Annotated in this window: 23 protein-coding genes and 1 pseudogene; 18 read left to right on the top strand and 6 right to left on the bottom strand. The window is 43.6% G+C overall.

The window, feature by feature from the left end:
* The first annotated feature begins 87 nt into the window (after positions 1 to 87).
* From AC6B99_RS16825 to araA, 3 genes are read left to right on the top strand one after another with little or no spacing between them, the layout of a single operon-like run.
* Complete coding sequence (locus AC6B99_RS16825; protein ID WP_496663805.1) at positions 88 to 1,704, top strand: xylulokinase; 1,617 nt, start codon at positions 88 to 90, stop codon at positions 1,702 to 1,704.
* Positions 1,705 to 1,706: 2 nt separating this feature from the next.
* On the top strand, positions 1,707 to 2,402 hold the full coding sequence (locus AC6B99_RS16830) for an L-ribulose-5-phosphate 4-epimerase (RefSeq protein ID WP_056032178.1): 696 nt from the start codon (positions 1,707 to 1,709) through the stop codon (positions 2,400 to 2,402).
* Positions 2,403 to 2,444: 42 nt separating this feature from the next.
* Entirely contained in the window at positions 2,445 to 3,869 is a 1,425-nt protein-coding gene (gene araA / locus AC6B99_RS16835) for an L-arabinose isomerase (protein ID WP_099517569.1), read from the top strand.
* A gap of 616 nt (positions 3,870 to 4,485) precedes the next feature.
* Here the strand turns inward: araA and AC6B99_RS16840 are convergent.
* The 3 genes from AC6B99_RS16840 to AC6B99_RS16850 form a co-directional block, all read right to left on the bottom strand.
* Positions 4,486 to 4,896, bottom strand: coding sequence for a hypothetical protein (locus tag AC6B99_RS16840; protein WP_056032172.1), 411 nt, complete (start codon positions 4,894 to 4,896; stop codon positions 4,486 to 4,488).
* 373 nt (positions 4,897 to 5,269) lie between these two features.
* Positions 5,270 to 6,466, bottom strand: coding sequence for a spr1629 family repressor/antitoxin (locus tag AC6B99_RS16845; protein WP_056032169.1), 1,197 nt, complete (start codon positions 6,464 to 6,466; stop codon positions 5,270 to 5,272).
* A gap of 37 nt (positions 6,467 to 6,503) precedes the next feature.
* Positions 6,504 to 7,262: a spr1630 family ClpXP-sensitive toxin gene (locus AC6B99_RS16850; protein WP_056032167.1), complete on the bottom strand. Its 759-nt coding sequence runs from the start codon at positions 7,260 to 7,262 to the stop codon at positions 6,504 to 6,506.
* 242 nt (positions 7,263 to 7,504) lie between these two features.
* Here AC6B99_RS16850 and AC6B99_RS16855 point away from each other — a divergent pair, with 242 nt between their 5' ends.
* The gene (locus AC6B99_RS16855) at positions 7,505 to 8,440 is read left to right on the top strand and encodes a stalk domain-containing protein (protein ID WP_056032164.1); all 936 of its coding nucleotides are present in this window, start codon (positions 7,505 to 7,507) and stop codon (positions 8,438 to 8,440) included.
* An 85-nt stretch (positions 8,441 to 8,525) separates the two neighbouring features.
* The gene (locus tag AC6B99_RS16860) at positions 8,526 to 9,086 is read left to right on the top strand and encodes a maltose acetyltransferase domain-containing protein (RefSeq protein ID WP_056033042.1); all 561 of its coding nucleotides are present in this window, start codon (positions 8,526 to 8,528) and stop codon (positions 9,084 to 9,086) included.
* A 78-nt stretch (positions 9,087 to 9,164) separates the two neighbouring features.
* Here AC6B99_RS16860 and AC6B99_RS16865 read toward each other — a convergent pair.
* The 3 genes and pseudogenes from AC6B99_RS16865 to AC6B99_RS16875 form a co-directional block, all read right to left on the bottom strand.
* Positions 9,165 to 9,371, bottom strand: a pseudogene (locus tag AC6B99_RS16865) (manganese catalase family protein); the annotation flags it as partial.
* 21 nt (positions 9,372 to 9,392) lie between these two features.
* Positions 9,393 to 10,844 carry a recombinase family protein gene (locus tag AC6B99_RS16870; RefSeq protein ID WP_496663806.1) on the bottom strand — a complete coding sequence of 484 codons (1,452 nt, stop codon included), beginning with the start codon at positions 10,842 to 10,844 and terminating at the stop codon, positions 9,393 to 9,395.
* Positions 10,844 to 11,479 (bottom strand): LexA family protein, encoded by a 636-nt coding sequence (locus AC6B99_RS16875; RefSeq protein WP_496663807.1) that lies wholly within the window; start codon positions 11,477 to 11,479, stop codon positions 10,844 to 10,846. Before AC6B99_RS16875 ends, AC6B99_RS16870 begins: the two co-directional genes overlap by 1 nt.
* A gap of 173 nt (positions 11,480 to 11,652) precedes the next feature.
* Here AC6B99_RS16875 and AC6B99_RS16880 point away from each other — a divergent pair, with 173 nt between their 5' ends.
* The 13 genes from AC6B99_RS16880 (at position 11,653) to AC6B99_RS16940 (ending at position 19,364) form a co-directional block, all read left to right on the top strand.
* A complete protein-coding gene (locus AC6B99_RS16880) occupies positions 11,653 to 11,892 on the top strand; it encodes a helix-turn-helix transcriptional regulator (RefSeq protein WP_496663808.1) in 240 nt (79 codons plus the stop codon).
* Positions 11,893 to 11,945: 53 nt separating this feature from the next.
* The gene (locus AC6B99_RS16885; protein ID WP_496663809.1) at positions 11,946 to 12,119 is read left to right on the top strand and encodes a hypothetical protein; all 174 of its coding nucleotides are present in this window, start codon (positions 11,946 to 11,948) and stop codon (positions 12,117 to 12,119) included.
* A gap of 58 nt (positions 12,120 to 12,177) precedes the next feature.
* A complete protein-coding gene (locus AC6B99_RS16890) occupies positions 12,178 to 13,119 on the top strand; it encodes a hypothetical protein (protein ID WP_496663810.1) in 942 nt (313 codons plus the stop codon).
* A gap of 36 nt (positions 13,120 to 13,155) precedes the next feature.
* Positions 13,156 to 13,923, top strand: coding sequence for an ORF6C domain-containing protein (locus AC6B99_RS16895; protein WP_496663811.1), 768 nt, complete (start codon positions 13,156 to 13,158; stop codon positions 13,921 to 13,923).
* A 147-nt stretch (positions 13,924 to 14,070) separates the two neighbouring features.
* Entirely contained in the window at positions 14,071 to 14,697 is a 627-nt protein-coding gene (locus tag AC6B99_RS16900) for a hypothetical protein (RefSeq protein WP_496663812.1), read from the top strand.
* 23 nt (positions 14,698 to 14,720) lie between these two features.
* Positions 14,721 to 14,969, top strand: coding sequence for a hypothetical protein (locus AC6B99_RS16905; RefSeq protein ID WP_496663813.1), 249 nt, complete (start codon positions 14,721 to 14,723; stop codon positions 14,967 to 14,969).
* Between the two features lie 264 nt (positions 14,970 to 15,233).
* Positions 15,234 to 16,106 carry a phage replication protein O gene (locus AC6B99_RS16910; RefSeq protein ID WP_496663814.1) on the top strand — a complete coding sequence of 291 codons (873 nt, stop codon included), beginning with the start codon at positions 15,234 to 15,236 and terminating at the stop codon, positions 16,104 to 16,106.
* Complete coding sequence (locus AC6B99_RS16915) at positions 16,066 to 16,476, top strand: replicative helicase loader/inhibitor (RefSeq protein ID WP_496663815.1); 411 nt, start codon at positions 16,066 to 16,068, stop codon at positions 16,474 to 16,476. The genes AC6B99_RS16910 and AC6B99_RS16915 overlap by 41 nt, the downstream gene beginning before the upstream one ends.
* Complete coding sequence (gene dnaB / locus AC6B99_RS16920; protein ID WP_496663816.1) at positions 16,424 to 17,803, top strand: replicative DNA helicase; 1,380 nt, start codon at positions 16,424 to 16,426, stop codon at positions 17,801 to 17,803. Before AC6B99_RS16915 ends, dnaB begins: the two co-directional genes overlap by 53 nt.
* A gap of 12 nt (positions 17,804 to 17,815) precedes the next feature.
* Positions 17,816 to 18,025, top strand: coding sequence for a hypothetical protein (locus tag AC6B99_RS16925; RefSeq protein WP_496663817.1), 210 nt, complete (start codon positions 17,816 to 17,818; stop codon positions 18,023 to 18,025).
* 17 nt (positions 18,026 to 18,042) lie between these two features.
* Positions 18,043 to 18,471, top strand: coding sequence for a hypothetical protein (locus AC6B99_RS16930; protein WP_496663818.1), 429 nt, complete (start codon positions 18,043 to 18,045; stop codon positions 18,469 to 18,471).
* A gap of 210 nt (positions 18,472 to 18,681) precedes the next feature.
* Positions 18,682 to 19,038: a LytTR family transcriptional regulator DNA-binding domain-containing protein gene (locus AC6B99_RS16935; protein ID WP_496663819.1), complete on the top strand. Its 357-nt coding sequence runs from the start codon at positions 18,682 to 18,684 to the stop codon at positions 19,036 to 19,038.
* A gap of 194 nt (positions 19,039 to 19,232) precedes the next feature.
* Positions 19,233 to 19,364 carry a hypothetical protein gene (locus tag AC6B99_RS16940; protein ID WP_496663820.1) on the top strand — a complete coding sequence of 44 codons (132 nt, stop codon included), beginning with the start codon at positions 19,233 to 19,235 and terminating at the stop codon, positions 19,362 to 19,364.
* The last annotated feature ends 24 nt before the right edge of the window (positions 19,365 to 19,388 follow it).

Consider the following 19,388-nt stretch of genomic DNA (forward strand, 5'->3'; position numbering starts at 1 on the left):
AGACCCGTTATTATGAGGTGTCACATTCACTTTATTTTCCATCCTTCAGGTTTAAAAACCGCGAACAGAGAGGGGACATGCGTGATCATGAATCATGTAGAGTTGAAAGAAGCGATAACTAAGGGAGAAACTTCGCTGGGGATCGAATTTGGATCTACGCGGATTAAAGCGGTATTGATCGATCATCGTTTTGAGACCATCGCATCAGGAAGCTATGAATGGGAAAACCAATTGAAAGACGGATTTTGGACATACAGCCAAGAGGATATTCTCATCGGCCTCCAAACGGCTTATCGCGAAATGAAGCAAGAAGTGGAACGCAAATACGAGGTCACCCTTAAGACCGTGGGCTCGATCGGATTTTCCGCAATGATGCACGGCTATATGGCGTTCGACAGCACGGGTGAATTGCTCGTACCGTTCCGGACTTGGCGCAATGCAACAACCAGCGAGGCAGCAAGGGAACTGACGAACAAGTTCCAATTCAATATTCCTGAGCGCTGGAGCATCGCCCATTTGTATCAAGCGATTTTAAACAAAGAGGAGCATGTGCCTCGTATTGATTTTGTGACGACTTTGGCCGGTTACATTCACTGGCTGCTAACTGGCAATAAAGCGATTGGTATCGGGGATGCCTCTGGTATTTTTCCTATTGACGAATCGACTCATAATTACCATCCATTGATGGTTAAGCAATTCGATGAACTGATCTCAGCGGGCGGTTATCCGTGGAAGCTTGAGGATCTTCTTCCGAAAGTCCTCCTTTCAGGCGAGCAAGCTGGTCAATTAACGGAGGCGGGAGCCCGCATTTTGGACCCGTCACTGGATCTGCAGCCAGGCATTTTGCTTTGTCCTCCGGAAGGTGATGCCGGGACAGGCATGGTTGCCACGAATAGCGTGAGAAAGCGTACGGGGAACATCTCTGTAGGCACCTCCGTTTTTGCGATGATTGTGCTGGAGAAGGAATTATCCAAGGTCTATCCGGAAATCGACATGGTCACGACGCCAGACGGGAGTCCGGTTGGCATGGTGCATGCCAACAACTGCTCCAGCGATATCAACGCATGGATGGGATTGTTCCGCGAATTTTCTGTAGCCATGGGCTACGAAGCGGATAATGCAAAATTGTTCAGCGTCATGTTTAATAAAGCTTTGGAGGCCGACCCGGATGGCGGCGGTTTGCTGAGCTACGGTTATTACTCCGGCGAAAACATTACCGGTATTGAAAAAGGCCGTCCGCTATTCGTGCGCTCGCCGGAGAGCAGCTTCACTCTGGCTAATTTCATGCGCACCCATCTGTTCACGGCTTTCGGAGCACTCAAGCTTGGCATGGACATTTTGACTGAAAACGAGCAAGTCGCCATTGACAGCATTTTGGCTCACGGCGGTTTATTTAAAACCCCTGTCGTCGGACAAAAAATGGTAGCCGCGGCGATGAACGTTCCGATTTCCGTCATGTCTACAGCCGGCGAAGGCGGGGCGTGGGGAATGGCGCTTCTTGCTTCTTATTTGATCAACAAGGATCAGCAGGAAAGCCTGGACGACTTCCTTGAACACAAGGTCTTTAAAGATGTGGAAGGGCAGGAAATTTCTCCAGACCCATCCGATGTGTTGGGTTTTGAATTATTTATGGAGCGCTACCGGAATGGGCTGGCCATTGAGCAGGCTGCTGTAGACCATCTGATAGAGAACGGGAGGGACTAGCGATGTTAGAACAGCTGAAGGAAGAGGTATATGAGGCGAATTTGGAATTGCCGAAGCATGGACTCGTAAAATTCACATGGGGCAATGTAAGCGCCATTGATCGGGAAAGCGGACTCTTCGTCATCAAACCAAGCGGTGTCAGTTATGACAAGATGAAGGCGAGCGATATGGTCGTTGTCGATCTCGATGGCAATGTGGTTGAGGGAGAGCTAAGACCTTCCTCTGATACCGCGACTCATGCCGTATTGTATAAACATTACTCAGAGATCGGCGGCATCGTGCATACCCACTCCACTTGGGCAACGATCTGGGCACAAGCAGGACTTGATGTGCCAGTCATGGGAACGACGCATGCGGATACCTTTTATGGAGCTGTGCCTTGTGCCCGTTTCCTGAATCAAGGGGAGATTGACCGGGGTTATGAGGCCGAAACGGGACGTGTCATCATTGAAACTTTCGAGCAGCGCGGGCTGGATGTCATGGCGATACCGGCTGTCCTTCTCCATGGTCACGCACCGTTTACGTGGGGCAAGGATGCAAAATCGGCAGTCGTGAACAGCGTCGTGCTGGAGGAAGTTTGCAAAATGAACTTGTATGCACGGCAATTGAATCATTTTGCCAAAGAACTGCCGCAAGGCATTTTGGACAAACATTATTTGCGCAAACATGGGAAAGACGCTTATTACGGGCAGAAATAATCATTTTATCCACGACTAAAATTAGAAAAGAGGATGATCGGTATGTCAGTAACATTAGCTAAAGAGTTTTGGTTTGTCGTAGGTTCTCAAAACCTGTATGGGGAAGAAGCATTGGCTGAAGTGAAAGCACATGCTCAGACGATGACGGATGCCTTGAATGCAAGCGGTGTGTTGCCTTACCCGGTTGTATTGCAGGATCTGGCTGTCAGCGCAGATAAAATCACAAGCATTATGAAAGAAGTCAACTATCGCGACGAAGTGGCGGGCGTCATTACGTGGATGCATACGTTCTCGCCTGCGAAAATGTGGATTCGCGGCACGAAATTGCTGCAGAAGCCGCTGCTTCACTTGGCAACTCAATACAACGAAAGCATTCCTTGGGCCACGATCGATATGGACTTCATGAACCTGAACCAGGCCGCTCATGGTGACCGCGAATACGGCTTCATCAATGCCCGTCTGAAGAAGCAAAATAAAATCGTCGTAGGCTACTGGGAGCGTCCGGAAGTGCATCAGCAAATTGCCGACTGGATGGACGTAGCAGTTGCCTATAACGAAAGCTTTAACATCAAGGTTGCTCGTTTTGGCGACAATATGCGCAACGTCGGCGTTACGGATGGAGATAAAGTTGAAGCTCAAATTCAATTCGGTTGGACGGTAGATTATTACGGCATCGGCGACCTCGTACAATACGTAAATGCCGTTACGGAGCAAGAAATCGACGATCTGATGGGGCTTTATGCAGAGCTATATACATTTGATTATGGCACGAGCAGCAAAGAGTCTTGGGAAGCTAGCGTAAGAGTACAAGCGAGCTATGAAATCGCGATGAAACGTTTCTTTGAAGAGAAGGGCTACAATGCCTTCACTACGAACTTCGAGGATTTGCATGGGATGAAGCAGCTTCCGGGTCTGGCTGTCCAACGCCTGATGGCACAAGGCTACGGCTTTGCCGGTGAAGGCGACTGGAAGACGGCTGCGCTTGATCGCTTGCTGAAAGTGATGAGTCATAACCAAAATACAGGCTTTATGGAGGATTACACATATGAGATGGCAGCTGGGCAAGAAGCCATTCTGCAATCTCATATGCTCGAAGTAGATCCGACCTTGGCCAGCAACAAACCAACAATCATCGTTTCCCCATTGGGTATTGGCGATCGCGAGGATCCAGCGCGTCTCATATTCGACGGCAAAGCTGGCGAAGGTGTCGTCGTCTCCATGGCGGATTTCGGCACCCATTACAAGCTGTTAATCAACGAGGTTTCCGCATTCGAGCCAACGGTTCCAGCTCCTAAGCTCCCTGTAGCTCGTGTGCTGTGGACGGTGAAGCCGAACTTCCAGGATGGCGTAAAAGCTTGGATTGAGAATGGCGGCGGCCATCATACGGTCGTTTCCTTGAACCTGACGACAGACCAAATCGTGACTTATGCTAAACTTGTGAACCTGGAGTACGTTGTAATCAAGTAACACCGCTAAACACTTAAACAAATAAGCTTTTCCTTATGGCCGGAGGTGAACCTCCGGCCTTTTTCTTTTGCTCTAGGGTGTGTATGCAAACGGGAGCCCTTCTGCTGCTCCTTGTTAAGTGATTATTCGAGGCAAATCTCTTCGGACCATTCAAGGCTTAAGGAACCACAGCATGCAATTGTTGCTGAGAGCACAGTTGCAGTGAGCACTGTGGCTGAGAACACGCAGTTTTGGAAGCGAATTCCTTTTTTGGCGGACTGAGTCTCCGTTATTCTGGCTTTTGATTCCCTTTCGGGCATTAAGCGGACAGGAGAGCCGCTATTGTCTTAATAATCCTCTCAAAATGACGATGTGCAGCGCATTAGCGGCCCCTGAGTCCGCAGCCTCTGTCGTAGCCCATGATTCGATTAAAATAGCGGTTTCTGTGTCCGCCAAGTCTGTCTATATGTCTTTGTGCAGGGAGCAAACCCCAGAAACGAAGAGCATGAAGCAGACTTTTGGTTCGTAGGTTCACATTTTTCATATTTATAAGTTGTGCTATTCCCGGCAGTAGAGGGAAGACGTTTGAACGCTGGTTTTTATCGGAAACCAGCTCGCTTGCGTTTGCATACACGCTCTAGTTCATTATATTTACTGCTTTGGCAATTGAAGTTGGGGGATGGGTATCCAGCTGTTCATTTTCGGCAACAAAACGAATTTTCGAACCGATTTTCATAGCGTCAAAATCAAATTCTTCTGCGGAAATGTTTCTTACATCCAGCCAGTGTAAATCGAATTTATTAGCCCTTAGAATGTCCTCGGCATTTTGATCAACTATCGTTTCTAATTTGGACTGCAACTCAGTATTTTCTATATCTAATGCAAGCAGAATTTTCTTGCGTCCTTCCAAATCATGTTTTGCAACAACGAAAGCTTCAAGTGTAAGAAGTGAGTTTTTCGATTTTTTTGAATGGTTAGAGCCTCCGTCGTTACTACTGCAACCAGTAACTACAAAAAGGAAAATCAAGAAAGAGAATATATATTTCAATGTCCTCACCACCTAACCCTCACTAATAATATCTATAAGACGCTTAAATTGTAGTGAGGGTTGCAAACCCATGAAAAGCCTAAAATGATTCGCCTTTTTAGTTTGTAAAGGTATAGGTTCATAAAGCTTGGTGGAACGTATCTTCCACCTTATTTCAGTAGAAAGCAAAAAAACACATTGTCTGCGACTTCGACAATGTGTTTTTTTGCTTTTTTACTTTTGTGTTCTGCGATTAAAATAATCACTTAAAGATTAGCTTTATAGAAAGCTCCCCATTTTACAACAGCTTGTTTAACCGGTTCTGGTCTGTCGTAGAGATCGTAGTAACTTGCACCTTCAACAATATACAAATCCTTTTGTATAATAATTTTACTTAAGAAGTATGCTTAGATATTTCAGAAATATCACGGAGTTCAAAATCCAAGCTTCGAGTCAAATATTTGTTGAAAAAACTTGAATCAATTCCTGTCAGCTGATGGAAGAAGGGAATTTCGGCTTTCCAATCATTCTCAATCATTTGACCAATGTCAATAACTCCTTTTTTTGAAACGAAATCAATGATGGTTTTGATTTTCATTGGTTTCTGAATTGGAATTACGTTATCAAGGGGTTCAAACTCCAAATAACCTTTCCGATGCATGGCTGCATAGAAGTTACGATGATCCTTTGGCTGAAGGATTCCAAGATTAGCTGCTCTATACCCCAACACCTGCAACGATGTTTTCCATTTCTTTTTTAAATCCAAATAATCATCTGGATTGGTAAGATGGGACACGTCCTGCATATCGGTGGTGAATTCGTCTTCAGGCAATAATAAAGCGCCAGCAAACATATTTGCTTCATTCTCAATAAGTTTGTGTTCTTTTCGTTCTAAGTTCGTAAACTCCATACGATAATGAAGTAATAAATGACCTAATTCATGAGCGATATCAAAGTTCCTACGAACGGCGGAACGCTTCATATTGCCAAGTATAATATATGGCCTATCCTCCAGAGTCCAAAGGCTATAGGCATCAATTTCTTCACCAATAGCCTTTTCAAACACGAAAACACCGCTTTTTTCAATTAAGAACATAAGATCATCATTATTCGTTTTTGATAGCTCAAGTCTTTGTCGTGCCAAGAGAGCAACATGGTTGATTTGAACAGATCTATCGTCCTCTGTATGATTTAAATACGCTATAACTTCATCGCGTAATTTAATCATTTTAAGGGTGGGATAACTAATTTTAGTTGTAAGATAGTTGACAAATACATTCAAAAATTCAACATGCTTAGCCTCTGCTTGTGTTTTTGAGATGACATTCAGCACTTTTGAGCGATAAGCAATATTCGTTAAGTCGATATTGGCTGAAGTGATATTCTTTTCAAGCATATCTTCTATATAGAAATATTTACTTTTCACTTGAAAAATCTGTTTTAACTCATTTACGATTTGCATTTTAGGAGATGTATAAGCATTCTCGTATTGCCAGACTGCTTGTTCGGTTACGCCTAACTTGTCGGAGAGCTCTTTACGCGAATATCCGTGCATGATTCGTAAATTGGTTAGGTTCTTACCAATAAACATGCCTGCTGCCTCCTAATTTATTTAACATAATGCCATTTTATATATCTTGTTTTTTATCTTTTTCAATAATACCAATATCAAATGCTGCTGGGTCCATACGATCATCATTTAATTCAGGTGCTACTACTTCTCGGTCCTCATCAGATAGTGTAGCTCCTGAGATGAAATCGGACAGATCCTCGACAAGGTATGCGATGTTATCATTTGGATTAGGAAGGTAGTGCAAAACCTCAGAAATTTGATACGCTTCATCAATAGAATAGGTGAGTATGTGGAATTCGTTGTAAGAAGATTTGAAATGATCCAGGTCGGCTTTGACTTTACTTTCTAAAATAAATAAGGAAAGTTGTTCGACTCGCTCTGTTCGTTTTCCTCTTTTTAGCGATTGTTCTGATGAGGAAAATGCTAAATCTTTATTTATTTTTGAGAGTTCGTGAAGATAGGTGCGAAGAGACCCATTGCTTTCGCTCTCATCTGGGAGCGTAGCTTGTGAAAAGCAATCTTCATTGAAATAAGCGGCATTTTTAATAAGAAAAAGAATTTTGGAATCTCCATTCATGAATTGGAGGTAGTCCCATGTTAATCCAGCCTTTGCTTTCTTGTATGTAAATCCATGAGCGATGCACTCTTCAGCGAGTTTGCTCTCAATAAAATTACCCTTAGTCCAAGAAAACGCAGAGCTGATTTTCATTTTTGATTTTCTGTCTTTCCGATGATCAACATAGTCACGATAACCTTCAACAATAGCATCAACAATCATATTATTATGTGCAGGACTAAACTTGTATTTATCCACATCAAACACCCCAGTTCAATAATATGAAGACAGTTCATATTGTAATCGAAGTTGGGGTGCATTGAAATGATTTTTTTTGTTTTTTTTAAAGTTTGAATCTATATCTTGCTTTTTCTTTATAGTAGTTAGTTCGAATTATTGACGGATACCCATTTATGGCAACAAAGAATGGAATGGGAACGTCTAGTTATTGTACTTCCTAGTAACGACTTGGGAATAAGCAAAGCAAAAGGAGCGCATCCATGAAGCTAAATGCCGGAAAAATCGTGGTGGTGGGAATCGTTGCTGCGATTCTCATCCCTATTCTGCTTTACGCGGAGTTTCAATACGGCTTTTACCAAAAGTTCCGATTCGAGCAGCGGGCGGAGCATTATTTGGCGGAGACCTATGCCGAAGACATGACGATTGTGAACGTTCGTTATTTATGGGATAACATAGAACCGCTAGTAGCGACTGTACAGCCAAAATCCGATCCATCGCTCCAGTTTTATATCTACCATAGTAAGGAACGGGAGCTCGGATTAACGGACGACTATGCGACCACTTTTTGGAAAACACAGGCGATGAATGAAGCGGAGGCACTACTGCGTCCCATACAGCCTGATTACGCTCGACACGCGAGTATCGATTTTTCCTGCTGTAAGGTCAGTGAATATGATTTTGCGTCGATTCGCGGGGAAGTGCCGCATTACGGAACTACAAAACTGCCCTTCGATTTAGCAGTTACTCTGGAACGGGCGATGGAAGCAAACGATTTAGATCATATGTATCATTCGGTGGCGGCTCTTCGGGAATCCGCATCACTTGTGCTGGGGAGCCTCGTTTTCCGCTTTCCGCTTCCGGAGACAGGCGGCTTCGCTGTATTTGAGATTCCGGGTGATGCCTTAAATGCTGTCGCATCCGCAGCGGATGTGGAAGCCTACAATGCAACGAGGATACCTGCACAGGAAATGGCCGAGCGGATCGGAGCCTCTCTTGAGTGGAACGAGCAGAAGAGCGAGGCGATTTTCTCCCGGGATGATACGACTTTGGTCGTTCGCAGCTGGGGAAATGAGGCGGTTGTGAACGGAAAGCCCACTGCTGACCCAATAGGCGCTTATATTGGCGACTCCATGCAGCTCATGGTGCCAGTCTGGTTGGTCGAGCGCGCTTTTAAAGAGAAAATAGCACTGTGGTAGCCTTTTTAATGGACGGACCATACTATTTAATTGTGCAGCTGTTAAGATAAGTTCATGCAATATGAAAGGGTGAACGAGCGTGACGATTAGAACCGAGAAAGAAAAAATGCTAGCTGGAGAACTATATCTGGCTTCGGACCCGCAATTAACGAAAGACCGGGAAAATGCCAGGAAATTGACCCGTTTATTGAATCAAACGATAGAGACGGATTATGGCAAACGGGTTGATTTGCTCAAACAGCTCTTTGGCTCAACAGGGGAACATCTCTATATCGAACCGACGTTTCGTTGCGACTATGGCTACAACATTCATGTAGGCAACCATTTTTATGTTAATTTTGACTGTGTAATTCTGGATGTATGCGAGGTTCGTATCGGGGAAAATTGTTTTATAGCACCAGGCGTACATATCTATACAGCTACTCATCCATTGAATCCGTTTGAACGAATCACCGGCGCCGAATTTGGCAAGCCGGTAACCATCGGCAACAATGTCTGGATAGGAGGAAGAGCGGTCATCAATCCGGGGGTTACGATTGGGGATAACGTCGTCATCGCTTCTGGAGCGGTAGTAACCAAGGATGTACCTGCCAATGCTGTCGTGGGAGGCAATCCTGCAAAAATCATTAAGAACATTGATGTTTAAGCGATTACCCACAGCAATAATCAGAGGAGTAAAGCATCTCACACAGGTGGCTGCTTTACTCCTTTTTTTGTCCCTTCCTCAATAAACCTTCTTCTGATCCCGATCCTCCTTAATAATTTCGACCGCTTCCTTGAAGCGCAGCGCATGGACAATTTCCCGCTCGCGCAAAAACTTCAGACTGTCCTGCAAATCGACGTCGTCGGTCATATCGATCAGCCACTGATAGGTCGCTCGCGCCTTCTCCTCAGCCGCAATATCCTCGTATAAATCCGCAAGCGGATCGCCCTATGTATATTAAGGCACAAACTATCCTTTGAATGTTATATCTAAAAACGGTCCCTCTACAACAATCGTGTCAATCAAGGATCTTAGGGCGTTTTTGGCTTTAATCCGGTCTATGCCCGTTATGGTGCTCATCAGCTTTTTGCTTTTTGCTCTTATCACTTCGGGGTTAGCTTCCTGATTTTTGAAAGCCTCTAAATCCTGATTCAGAGCATCCCGTTCTAAATCAATCCTTTTTCGTGCTTCCAGCAGATCCTCAGCCGATATTAATTCATTTTCAAACGCTAAAATTTGCCTTTGCATTCGCTTGTTAATCTTCTCCATCATTACCTCGATGTCTTTTATTTCATCTTTTACTGTGTTTGTTCTTGATATCTGCAATTCCAGTCCTGCTCCTGAAGGTGAAGAAATTTCTTTTATGAAATCTATAATTTTCGTTTCTAAATCTTCTCGATGCACGGCGTGATGCTTACAACCATATCCAGCGGTATAAGCGGAACAAATGTAGCGATAGTAAATATAGTCTTTATTGTTTGCCTTGTGTCGTGCTGTACTGCCCTTCATACCGCCTCCGCAATGCTTACACTTCACCAATCCAGTAAGTAGGTATGTTTCGCTTTCGGCATGTTTATGGGCGCGTGCGCGTGACTTGAAAGTATCGTGAAGGGCGTTCAGTCGCTCAATGGGTATTATTGCAGGATGGTTATTTTCTTTAATGATCCACTCCGATTTATCTCTGGCTACGGTTTTCGTTTTGCCTTTAATTTTAACGGTTTTCGTTTTATTGTATATTCTCGTACCTGCTATTGTAGGGTTATTCAGTAGCCTTTTAACGTTAGTTTGATCCCATGGTTTGCCTTTCTTGGTCGTTGATCCGGCATTGTTTAATATTTTTGCAATAGAGCGGTGACCATGGCCGTCTTCGCCAGCTTCAACCATCATATTGACGAAAAATGATTCTGAATCATTGATTGAATAACGACCATCTATAATGTCGTATCCAAAGCAAGGAATTGTTAGGGCTTTGTCTGTGTGGGTGGCTAGAGAAAGCATATTGTCCGTGACTCGTTCGCTGTTACGCTCGCGTTCAAATTCAGCAAATGTGCCTAGTAATTGAATAGTCATTCGGCCTACGGCAGTAGAGGTATCGAAGTGCTCCGTGGCGGACACAAAGCTGCAATCGTTCTCTGTGAACAATTCAAGTAGTTTGAGGAGGTCAAAGAGGTTGCGGCAAAACCTATCCAGTTTTGTAGTTAAAACTATATCGAAATGCCCGCTTTCTACTCTGCGAATTAATCTGCGCATGCCTGGTCTATTTAAGTCCTTTGCAGAATAACCATCGTCAACAAAAAAAGTAGGCGGCGGCCATCCCATAACAGTGCAATAAGCGGTTAGCCTTTCTTTCTGTTCTCTCAGCGAATTACCTTTATCAGCTTGTTCGTCCGTCGAGACCCTTGGGTAAGCAGCTACGCGCATCAGATATCCTCCTCAAATTTGAAATGACCTGCATAAACTCCACAGATTCTTATTTGATTCGGGAAAACTTCTATCGTTTCATGACTTGGGTTTTCAGGGTGTAGAAATATCTTGTTAGAGCCTTCTGACCATTTAATTCGTTTCAAGGTTCCCTCATTTGAATCTCCTAGCAATACAGCAACAACTTGGCCGCTGTGATCGGCCCATTCTGCTGTCCTCATATAAACTATGTCTCCATCATCGATGCCAATGCCTGTCATTGAGTCGCCTTTAACGCGCAACGCATAATCAGGCTGTCTTTTTTTGGGGATCGGATAAAAAATGTAATCTTCTATATTTTGTTCAGCAAGCAAACCAGCGCCGGCACAAATGGTGCCAATCAGCGGTATTTGCCCGACTGCTTTATATGTGTTCGTTATTGGTGATGATTGGCTTTCAAAAATCAATTCATCCGTGGTGACACCGAGTATCTCCGCGATTTTCTCTACTTTACCCATGCGAGGTTTAATTTTGCCGCTTTCCCATTGACCTGCAGTAACATCGGATACGTCCATGCGGCGAGCAAATTCAGCTTTAGTCATTTTAGCTGCTTCTCTAATCCTTTTCAGATTTTCCGCAAAATTGATATTAGACATGACGATTCTCCTTTAGTTTTAAACTCGATAAATCTAACGATACCACTAAAAATCTAATATGTCCACAATATAGTTAGTTTAAACATAATTTTTGCTATATTAGTAGGTAAAATTGTTGTTGACACCGAGTTTTAAACTAATATATGCTGTGTATATCGAAAGGAGGTGTTGGTATGGCGGCACAAGGAAGAACCCTCCGTGAATGGAGGGCATATCTAAAACTCAATAAACAGGAGATGGCAAAATTACTAAAAGTTCATCCAAGCACTTATGCTAGATGGGAAGACAATACACCTAGTATAAAAATGGAAGATGCTTGCAGGATTGCCGAATCTCTGCAATGTAATGTGGCAGACATCATTTTTTTTGAAGAGAATCCGAGTTTAAAACTAGGTTATGTCGCTGCGGTTTAGAAGTAAACTCGGACAAACTGTTCTGCATAGAATCAACCAAGGAGGATGGTGATATGAAAAAACGTCCTGATTTAATTATCAGATCGGTATTTTTAAAAACTGTCAATGAAGTGCGCGAGATAAATCCGCTTGACTCAGAACATGCAGGTTTGCATGACCGCTGTAAGCTGGCTTGGGCGGAAATGTCCACTGGTCAAACTTATAAAATTGTGAAAAGCAACTCCTAATGGAGTTGCGCTGTTGGACAAGCCCCCAAATAAAATAAATCATTCAAGGAGCGTTCACATGAAAAGAAAAGAATTGCAAATGAAACTTAAGGCTTGGGCGGTAGCGGCGCAAGATGCATTAAATAAATTCATTAACAAACGTAATCGTTTAGGCCTGCAATTGCTTGAAATAAACATCAAGATTAGCGATAAATTCATGCAAGCGTCTTATCACACGTTGACAGAACAAGATTTGGAAGACGCAAAGAAAGTGGTCCCTGACGTCGATTTAGATAAGTGGAAGGAAACGCCTGTTATCGGCCCTATTACAGCACTCGCTACTTTGCGAATCAATTACAGGAAAATTCGTTCCATAAGAAAGGAATTTTACAAAGAAAGAGAAGTTGTCAACTCATTTTTCAAAGAGCTTAAGGCGCTTGATCTGGCTGCTAAAGAACTTATGAAAACTGATTTGTCGGCCGATCTTGAAAGTGCTTATGAGAACATCATCTATTACAGAGACAGTATGAAAGAAAGTTTAGATGAGGAGCTTCCTGGTTCTGACTTTGATTTTTGGGCAGCGGTAATGTCGCTGTTTGTCGGAGGCGGAAAAATAAAAACTGATGATTTTTTACAGGTAATAACCGTGAACAAGGGCAGGAAGCATTGGGATGGAACGCTTGTCGAACCTTTTTCGGTTACCCTTTCCAGTCTTCCGGACGAATTGGGATACGACGAGTTTGAGAAATTGATTTTTGTTGAAAATTTGGAAGATGAAAACGACAGTTATCTCGGGGACATTCTTCGAAAGCATACGTTCATACTTATGGACAGGTATGAAGAAGAGAATGGAAAGCCGATGATTGATACGTTTAAGCTGCTGGAAAAGATTGCAGGGAAGCCGATCACAACCTATTCTGCTAGGTTCGACGAATACGGCGACATCATATCAATGGAACCGCGAAAAACTGAATTGAAGGTTTTGGGCAGCAAGGGAAATGAACCGGAATTTCCTCACTGAGATTCAGGAGCTTAAACCATCAAAGGAGGAATTTGTATGTCGAAAAGTGATGGATTGATCGAAAGTAAGTCATTGCGAGAAGCGCACATGAACCGAACGGACGTTTTGGACAAGGTTAAGAAATTAATTATGCTACCTGATGATATGAATGCGAGCGTCGAAATGGTAGCCGAGTATTACGAGATCAACAAAAAAACCCTTGAAGCAGCGATTCAAGATAATCGCGAAGAGGTAGAGTCCGATGGTCTTCTTGTTTTAACTGGTGCTGAACTGACCTACTTTAAGCAGATGGGTGTAATTGGAAAAAATGCAGCAGCTTTCACCGTGATTCCGCGCCGCGCCATTTTAAGGATTGGCATGCTGCTCCGTGATAGTGTTGTTGCGCGGTCGGTAAGGGATTATTTACTTGAAGCTGAATCAGATCCATTCGCAAACCTCAGTCCAGAATTAAAAGCTATTTTAACGGTGGATGTGAAGGTTCAGAAGCTGGATAGTCGGCTTGAGCATTTAGAAAACAGCACAACAATTGATTACGGCCAGCAGCGAGCTTTGAACAAAGCAAGCAGCAAACGCGTTATAACCGTTCTTGGCGGTAAAGAGTCAGCAGCCTACGCCGATAGCAGCCTACGCCGAAAAGTTTATCGCGCATTATGGAATGATTATAAAGAATACTTCAATGTAAATTCCTACTGCAATACGGCTCTGAAATCGTTAGAAGAAGCCAAACGCTATATAAGCCGCTGGACACCCTCTACGAACCTTGCAATGGAAATAGAGGCAGTTGCAGCACAAATGACTTTATGAATCGGGACGAGCTAACACTGGAATCTCTAGCCAGAATCTGGTTTAGTCGAAGTCCGGCCCAGCATGCTATTATCGTTCGTATTTTAATACGCCAGTCAAGAAGTGTGGCTCTAGGTAGCTAAAATAAAAAATAGAGGAGAAAAAACAATGGGTAATGTACAAATGACTCCAATCACTGCAAAGGAAGCTTCTTATTTATTTGAGGTTATACAAAACAACTGCATTCAATGCGATGTTACTTTTCGGGTAGACTGCAGCAGCGGAATCTCTATTCCATACTCGACTTTAAAAACAGATTATATCAACAGCGATGAACACGGCGCTTTAGTAGTTGTGTTAGGAGAGACGGAATTTGAATTTGAATTAAAGGAACATCAATTCTCCAAGGAAATAAGTGATTGCCAGATTACAGTCGGAGTCGCAGGCCCCAACTATGCCGCATTCTTCAACAGCGATGTACTAGAGCCGGATATGATTAATGTTGCAAACAACTTTACTGGTATTTCCAGTGAAGAAGAGGCTTTAAAACTGGATGATCACGAAACGGCATTAATCAAACTTATTCGCACACTTTGCTTTGACGATATACTTGACGCTTCGCAATCTCTTTCATTAGAGGAACACCGCAATACTTGGGCAGCCAAGCGAGCAGACGAAGCAGGAGAGCGTGAAAACGCTGCTGGATTCAGGGAGCGAGCAGACAATATGTGCAAACTCATTGACGCATTAAGCTTCGCTAATGCTGATTATCGTAACCACATGGAACTTCAATAAAATATTCAGGGAGGATGAACGAAATGGACCGCGAAATAACTAGCGCCGATATCAGGGGGATTGACTTTCTATTGATGAACCAACTTGCAGAGCTAAAGGCGAGCGTAGTAGAGATCATGCGATTTTTAAAAGAAGATTCTTGCTATACGAAGCAAGATGCTGTTATAGGCTTATTTCAAACCGTAGGAAGAATTCAAGAAATGGAGCGGGAGCCGTTTTTCAAAGCTAATCTTAAAGCCAAGAAACGCGAGGAAGAGGAAAGTGGAAATTAAAACGGAAGAGGCTGTAAAGACATTCTTCGATTGCATAAAAAAAGATCAATTTGCTAAGACCCTGGCAGGCGCGCAATTTGATCATTTGTTGGACCGCAAAGTCTCTTATTGCCTACATCTTACACAATATTAGGAAATATAGCAATATAGAACCTTTGCGGATCAACCAGAAAACTCGCAATTATAGAAATTCTCGGGATGGTGCAGCTTAAACACGCATCATCCCCTAATTCATAAAACGGTGTAAGGTAGGCGGTGAATTAAGTGTCAGAAGGATGGATCAGTCTGTATAGAGAGTTGCGGAGCCATTGGCTTTACACAGAAAAGCGCATATTTAGCAGATATGAAGCTTGGATAGATATTCTTATGCGCGTTAATCACTCGCCAAGAAAAATAGTTCACAACGGGAATCCAGAGCTTGTTGATCGAGGTTCAACCGTCTGGTCAATTGGCGACATGGAAAAGAAATGGGGCTGGTCAAATAAGAAGGTTTCACGGTTCTTGAAGTGTCTCGCTGACGACGGGATGCTGGTCGTAAAAAGCACCACCAAAAAAACCTATTTAACCGTTGTAAACTATGACAAATATCAGGGTAGCGAGGATTCAAAAGCACCACCAAAGCACGACGAAAGCATATCAAATGCACATCAAATGCACACAAACAATAATGATAATAATGATAATAAGAAAGAAAGAAAGACTTCTTCTCGGCAAACAAAAAAATATGCCGAGGAAGATGGATATTACCAAATGGCGGTTTTCTTTCACGATAAGCTTATGGCCTTTGTGGAGAGCATCGGAAAGACTCACCTAATAAAAGATGCCGACATGCAAAAATGGGCTGATGAGTTCAGGAAAATAATAGAGATTGATAAACGTCCTAAGGTCGAGGTAGGCCAAGTGATTGCATGGGCGCTGGATGATCCGTTTTGGCAGCAAAATATATTAAGCCCTAGCAAGCTTCGCAAAAAATACCCTGATTTGTGCATTAAAGCATCTAATGCAGGGAAAAAGCAAACTACTCCTTATAACGCAAACGATAGACAATTCGAAAGGAACAAAACGGCAGCAGAAAAAATCAAGGAGGCAGAGGAACGTGAAAGAATCGGAAATCAGACGACTCTTCTTGAAGATTAGCAATTTCTACAGCAATTTTGCATACGACGATTACAAGGTAGAAGAATGGCGGTTTATATTGGCGGACGTGCCTTTTGAACAAGCTACAGAGAATTTGCGGAATTACACGCTGGAACCAGAAAACACGTTTCCGCCTCATCCAGGCATATTAGCTGCAACGCCTTTACAACGGGCCAACGGTCGGTACGTGCCGAATGCAGCAGAAACCCGCGCCATGCTGGAAGCTAAAGAGCTGGAACATTTAGAACTGACGTTAAAGCCCAGCGAGACGAATGTTGACGAAATAAGGGAACGAATCAGAAGGGGGCTGAATTTGATTGGACAACCTACCTCCGATTTGGGAAGAAGCGAATCAGAACCCGCTTCATAAAAGCTACGAATCTGAGCAGGCAATTTTAGGCGCAATCCTTTCCAACCCTGAAAATACCCTTGATAAAGCTGTTGAAGCTTTGTGTGGCGCAGAATTTTCCGATACCCAGCATCGGCGTATGTACAAAGTAATTCAGGAACTTGCAGATTCCAATGAGCCAGTGGATTTACGTTCAGTGACAGGGAAGCTGCAAGACAAAGGATGGATTAATCAGAGCAGCGTATCGTATATGGCTAATCTTATAAGCAACACGCCTACAGCATCAAATATTGAATATTATATCGAAGTCGTGAAGGAAAAATATACGCATCGTCAATTGATTGTGGAGTTGAGAGAACGGTTAAACGAAGCGTTAACAGCTTCCAGCCCTCATGAAATTATTGAATCAACGCAAATAAAGATGGATGAACTTACCCGACAAGGTGAGGAGGCGAAAACCTATCAAACCTTGAAAAGCATCTTGCCAGAAGTGTTTGAAGATTTAGAAATACGGTTTGTCAACCACCGTGATGGTGTGATAACGGGAGTATCTTCCGGATTTGAAGACCTGGACAACATGACTGCCGGATTCCAAAAAAGCGACCTGATATATGTAGGGGCGCGGCCATCGGTAGGTAAGACAGCGTTTGTTCTCAATATAGCAACAAATGCTGCAGAGAGCGTGAACGCACCTAAGAGTGAGGTCATACCTATTTTCAGTCTTGAAATGTCGAAAAAACAGTTGGTAGGTCGTATGATCTGCGCTGATGGCAACGTGGACGCCACTCGCTACCGAACGGGTAACCTGCTTGACAGTGATTGGGAAAAGGTTGCTATTGCTACAGGCCGTCTATCAGACTTAAACATCGTAATTGACGATACTCCTGCCATATCCGTAGCAGAGATCAGGGCGAAGTGCCGCAGGATCAAAAAAGAACAAGGAATAAGAATGATTCTGCTGGACTACCTCCAATTGGTTTCGGGGCGTGGCAGGGCAGGTGAGAGCAGACAGGAGGAAGTAGGCTATATCTCGCGGACGTTGAAGCAGATAGCGAAGGAAATGGAATGTCCAGTAATAGCACTGTCACAGCTCAGTCGGGGCGTGGAACAGAGACAGGACAAGCGCCCGATGATGTCAGACCTTCGGGATTCCGGTTCTATTGAGCAAGATGCCGATATTGTCGCTTTCTTATATCGAGACGATTACTACGATAAAGAATCGGTGAAGAAAAATATTATTGAGATCATTATAGCTAAACAGCGTAATGGTCCGGTCGGAACGGTGGAACTGGTGTTTTTGAAGCAGTTTAATAAATTCGTTAATTTAGACAGAGTGAATCCAGAATAGGGGGAGATTGGTATGTCTTTTGCAACGCGTCGGCCTACGATCGGTAAAACAGTTGAAGTAACCACCTACTTAGGGCAGCCGGAAGATGTTAAAGGGCCATTCCGAGGTAAAGTAATGAGCATCAAAACCAAAATAATTAAATCACGTCCGGCAAATATTTATTTCATCCTACTTGATAGTGGGATCGAGGTTGAAGCCAAATTCAGTATGATTAAGAAATAGACGAAAGGGGCAGCGGTATGAGCGATCTAACAGGAATTTCCGCATACAAGGATGTTTGCACGGAATTGGAATTGCTTAAGCTGCGAGCTGCCGATCAAGAGCGAGCGCTGAAATATGCCAGGCGCAAGATGCATAACAGCGGTTTGCCAAAGTCAGCTGGTCAGCCAGTTATCGTGCCGCTGGACAAGGCGTTGCAAGAGTATGATGCAGCCCTTGTAGAGCTACAGGCTACGTTGTCCGAGCTACAAAGCAAGGAACAGACAAGAAAGCGAATGGAGGCTGTCATAGGGCAGATAGAGGGCTTAGATAAGTCGGTGGAATATCAAAGGGATGCGTTGGGGCTTCCGCTGAAAATCATTGCAGAAAGATTAGGGTATAGTGAACAGTATATCCGGCGAGTGAGTTCACGGATTCCACGAAGCTCCAAACGTTCGCGTAAACGGTAATCATGCAACATTCGTGCAACACACGGTATTGTAAAATCGTGATATGCTTTTAAAGTGCAAGAAATTCATAAGGAGACTTAAGCCGCTGGTCCACAGCAAGCCAGCGGCAAAGTGTCGATAACAGAAAGGCGCTATTATTGGCGCCTTTTTTGCTTTTCGTCCATCGTTCGGCTACAATCTTCTCAATTACGCTAGTAAAGGAGAAGTGAAATGCCGAAAGATGTACAATTTCCAATGAGAAACATTGAAACCAACAAACCTGAATTTGTTAAAATGAGCGACACTATCGGTGCGTATGAGACAGAGGAAGGCGAATCGGTTGTAATCACGAAAAAAGGGAAATACGTTCCTCTTAGAGACATGGAAGGATTGGCAGAATTGCTGTCGCCATATCAAGGCTTTGTTTTGGCGAGTGAAACACGGATAGTCAATCTCAATAACGTGGCTCAGTTAAACGAATTTACCATGGAAATGCATTTCAAAGATGGCGACAAAATAAAAATAGATCCTGCCCGATGGAAGTTCATAAGGGAAGAATACAAGAAAATCAAGAAGCAAACCGAATAAGGTTACCCAAGCTGCTCCTATGAGTGGCTTTTTATTTTGTCTTGAGGCGGTGAACGGAATGATTCATAAGCTATTTTCACTTTTCGGGACATCCATTGGCGGTCACAAAGCGTGCATTAAACATGGCTGCAAGGATTATTGCGGCTCCTGTCCCACAGAGACGGTGCTATTTTACGAAAAGAGGCTTCATACGGATGTTTTCAAGTGCGCTCATTGTGGCAAGAAGTCGCCAGGTAAATGGTGCCGAAGCGCTGAATGTGCAAAGAAACTCGCAAGAGGCTGGTACATTGATGAATACGGAGGAGTATGCAAGCCATCCGCAATAGCGCGGCTATCAGCGAACGATTCCG

The sequence above is a fragment of the Paenibacillus liaoningensis genome, from assembly GCF_059609455.1.

Bases quoted from the DNA above. Each gene is read 5' to 3' on its own strand.
- AC6B99_RS16825 (WP_496663805.1), top strand. From the start codon at position 88: ATGAATCATGTAGAGTTGAAAGAAGCGATAACTAAGGGAGAAACTTCG.
- AC6B99_RS16830 (WP_056032178.1), top strand. From the start codon at position 1,707: ATGTTAGAACAGCTGAAGGAAGAGGTATATGAGGCGAATTTGGAATTG.
- araA (WP_099517569.1), top strand. From the start codon at position 2,445: ATGTCAGTAACATTAGCTAAAGAGTTTTGGTTTGTCGTAGGTTCTCAA.
- AC6B99_RS16845 (WP_056032169.1), bottom strand. From the start codon at position 6,466: ATGTTTATTGGTAAGAACCTAACCAATTTACGAATCATGCACGGATAT.
- AC6B99_RS16855 (WP_056032164.1), top strand. From the start codon at position 7,505: ATGAAGCTAAATGCCGGAAAAATCGTGGTGGTGGGAATCGTTGCTGCG.
- AC6B99_RS16870 (WP_496663806.1), bottom strand. From the start codon at position 10,844: ATGCGCGTAGCTGCTTACCCAAGGGTCTCGACGGACGAACAAGCTGAT.
- AC6B99_RS16875 (WP_496663807.1), bottom strand. From the start codon at position 11,479: ATGTCTAATATCAATTTTGCGGAAAATCTGAAAAGGATTAGAGAAGCA.
- AC6B99_RS16880 (WP_496663808.1), top strand. From the start codon at position 11,653: ATGGCGGCACAAGGAAGAACCCTCCGTGAATGGAGGGCATATCTAAAA.
- AC6B99_RS16885 (WP_496663809.1), top strand. From the start codon at position 11,946: ATGAAAAAACGTCCTGATTTAATTATCAGATCGGTATTTTTAAAAACT.
- AC6B99_RS16890 (WP_496663810.1), top strand. From the start codon at position 12,178: ATGAAAAGAAAAGAATTGCAAATGAAACTTAAGGCTTGGGCGGTAGCG.
- AC6B99_RS16895 (WP_496663811.1), top strand. From the start codon at position 13,156: ATGTCGAAAAGTGATGGATTGATCGAAAGTAAGTCATTGCGAGAAGCG.
- AC6B99_RS16900 (WP_496663812.1), top strand. From the start codon at position 14,071: ATGGGTAATGTACAAATGACTCCAATCACTGCAAAGGAAGCTTCTTAT.
- AC6B99_RS16905 (WP_496663813.1), top strand. From the start codon at position 14,721: ATGGACCGCGAAATAACTAGCGCCGATATCAGGGGGATTGACTTTCTA.
- AC6B99_RS16925 (WP_496663817.1), top strand. From the start codon at position 17,816: ATGTCTTTTGCAACGCGTCGGCCTACGATCGGTAAAACAGTTGAAGTA.
- AC6B99_RS16930 (WP_496663818.1), top strand. From the start codon at position 18,043: ATGAGCGATCTAACAGGAATTTCCGCATACAAGGATGTTTGCACGGAA.
- AC6B99_RS16935 (WP_496663819.1), top strand. From the start codon at position 18,682: ATGCCGAAAGATGTACAATTTCCAATGAGAAACATTGAAACCAACAAA.
- AC6B99_RS16940 (WP_496663820.1), top strand. From the start codon at position 19,233: ATGTTTTCAAGTGCGCTCATTGTGGCAAGAAGTCGCCAGGTAAATGGT.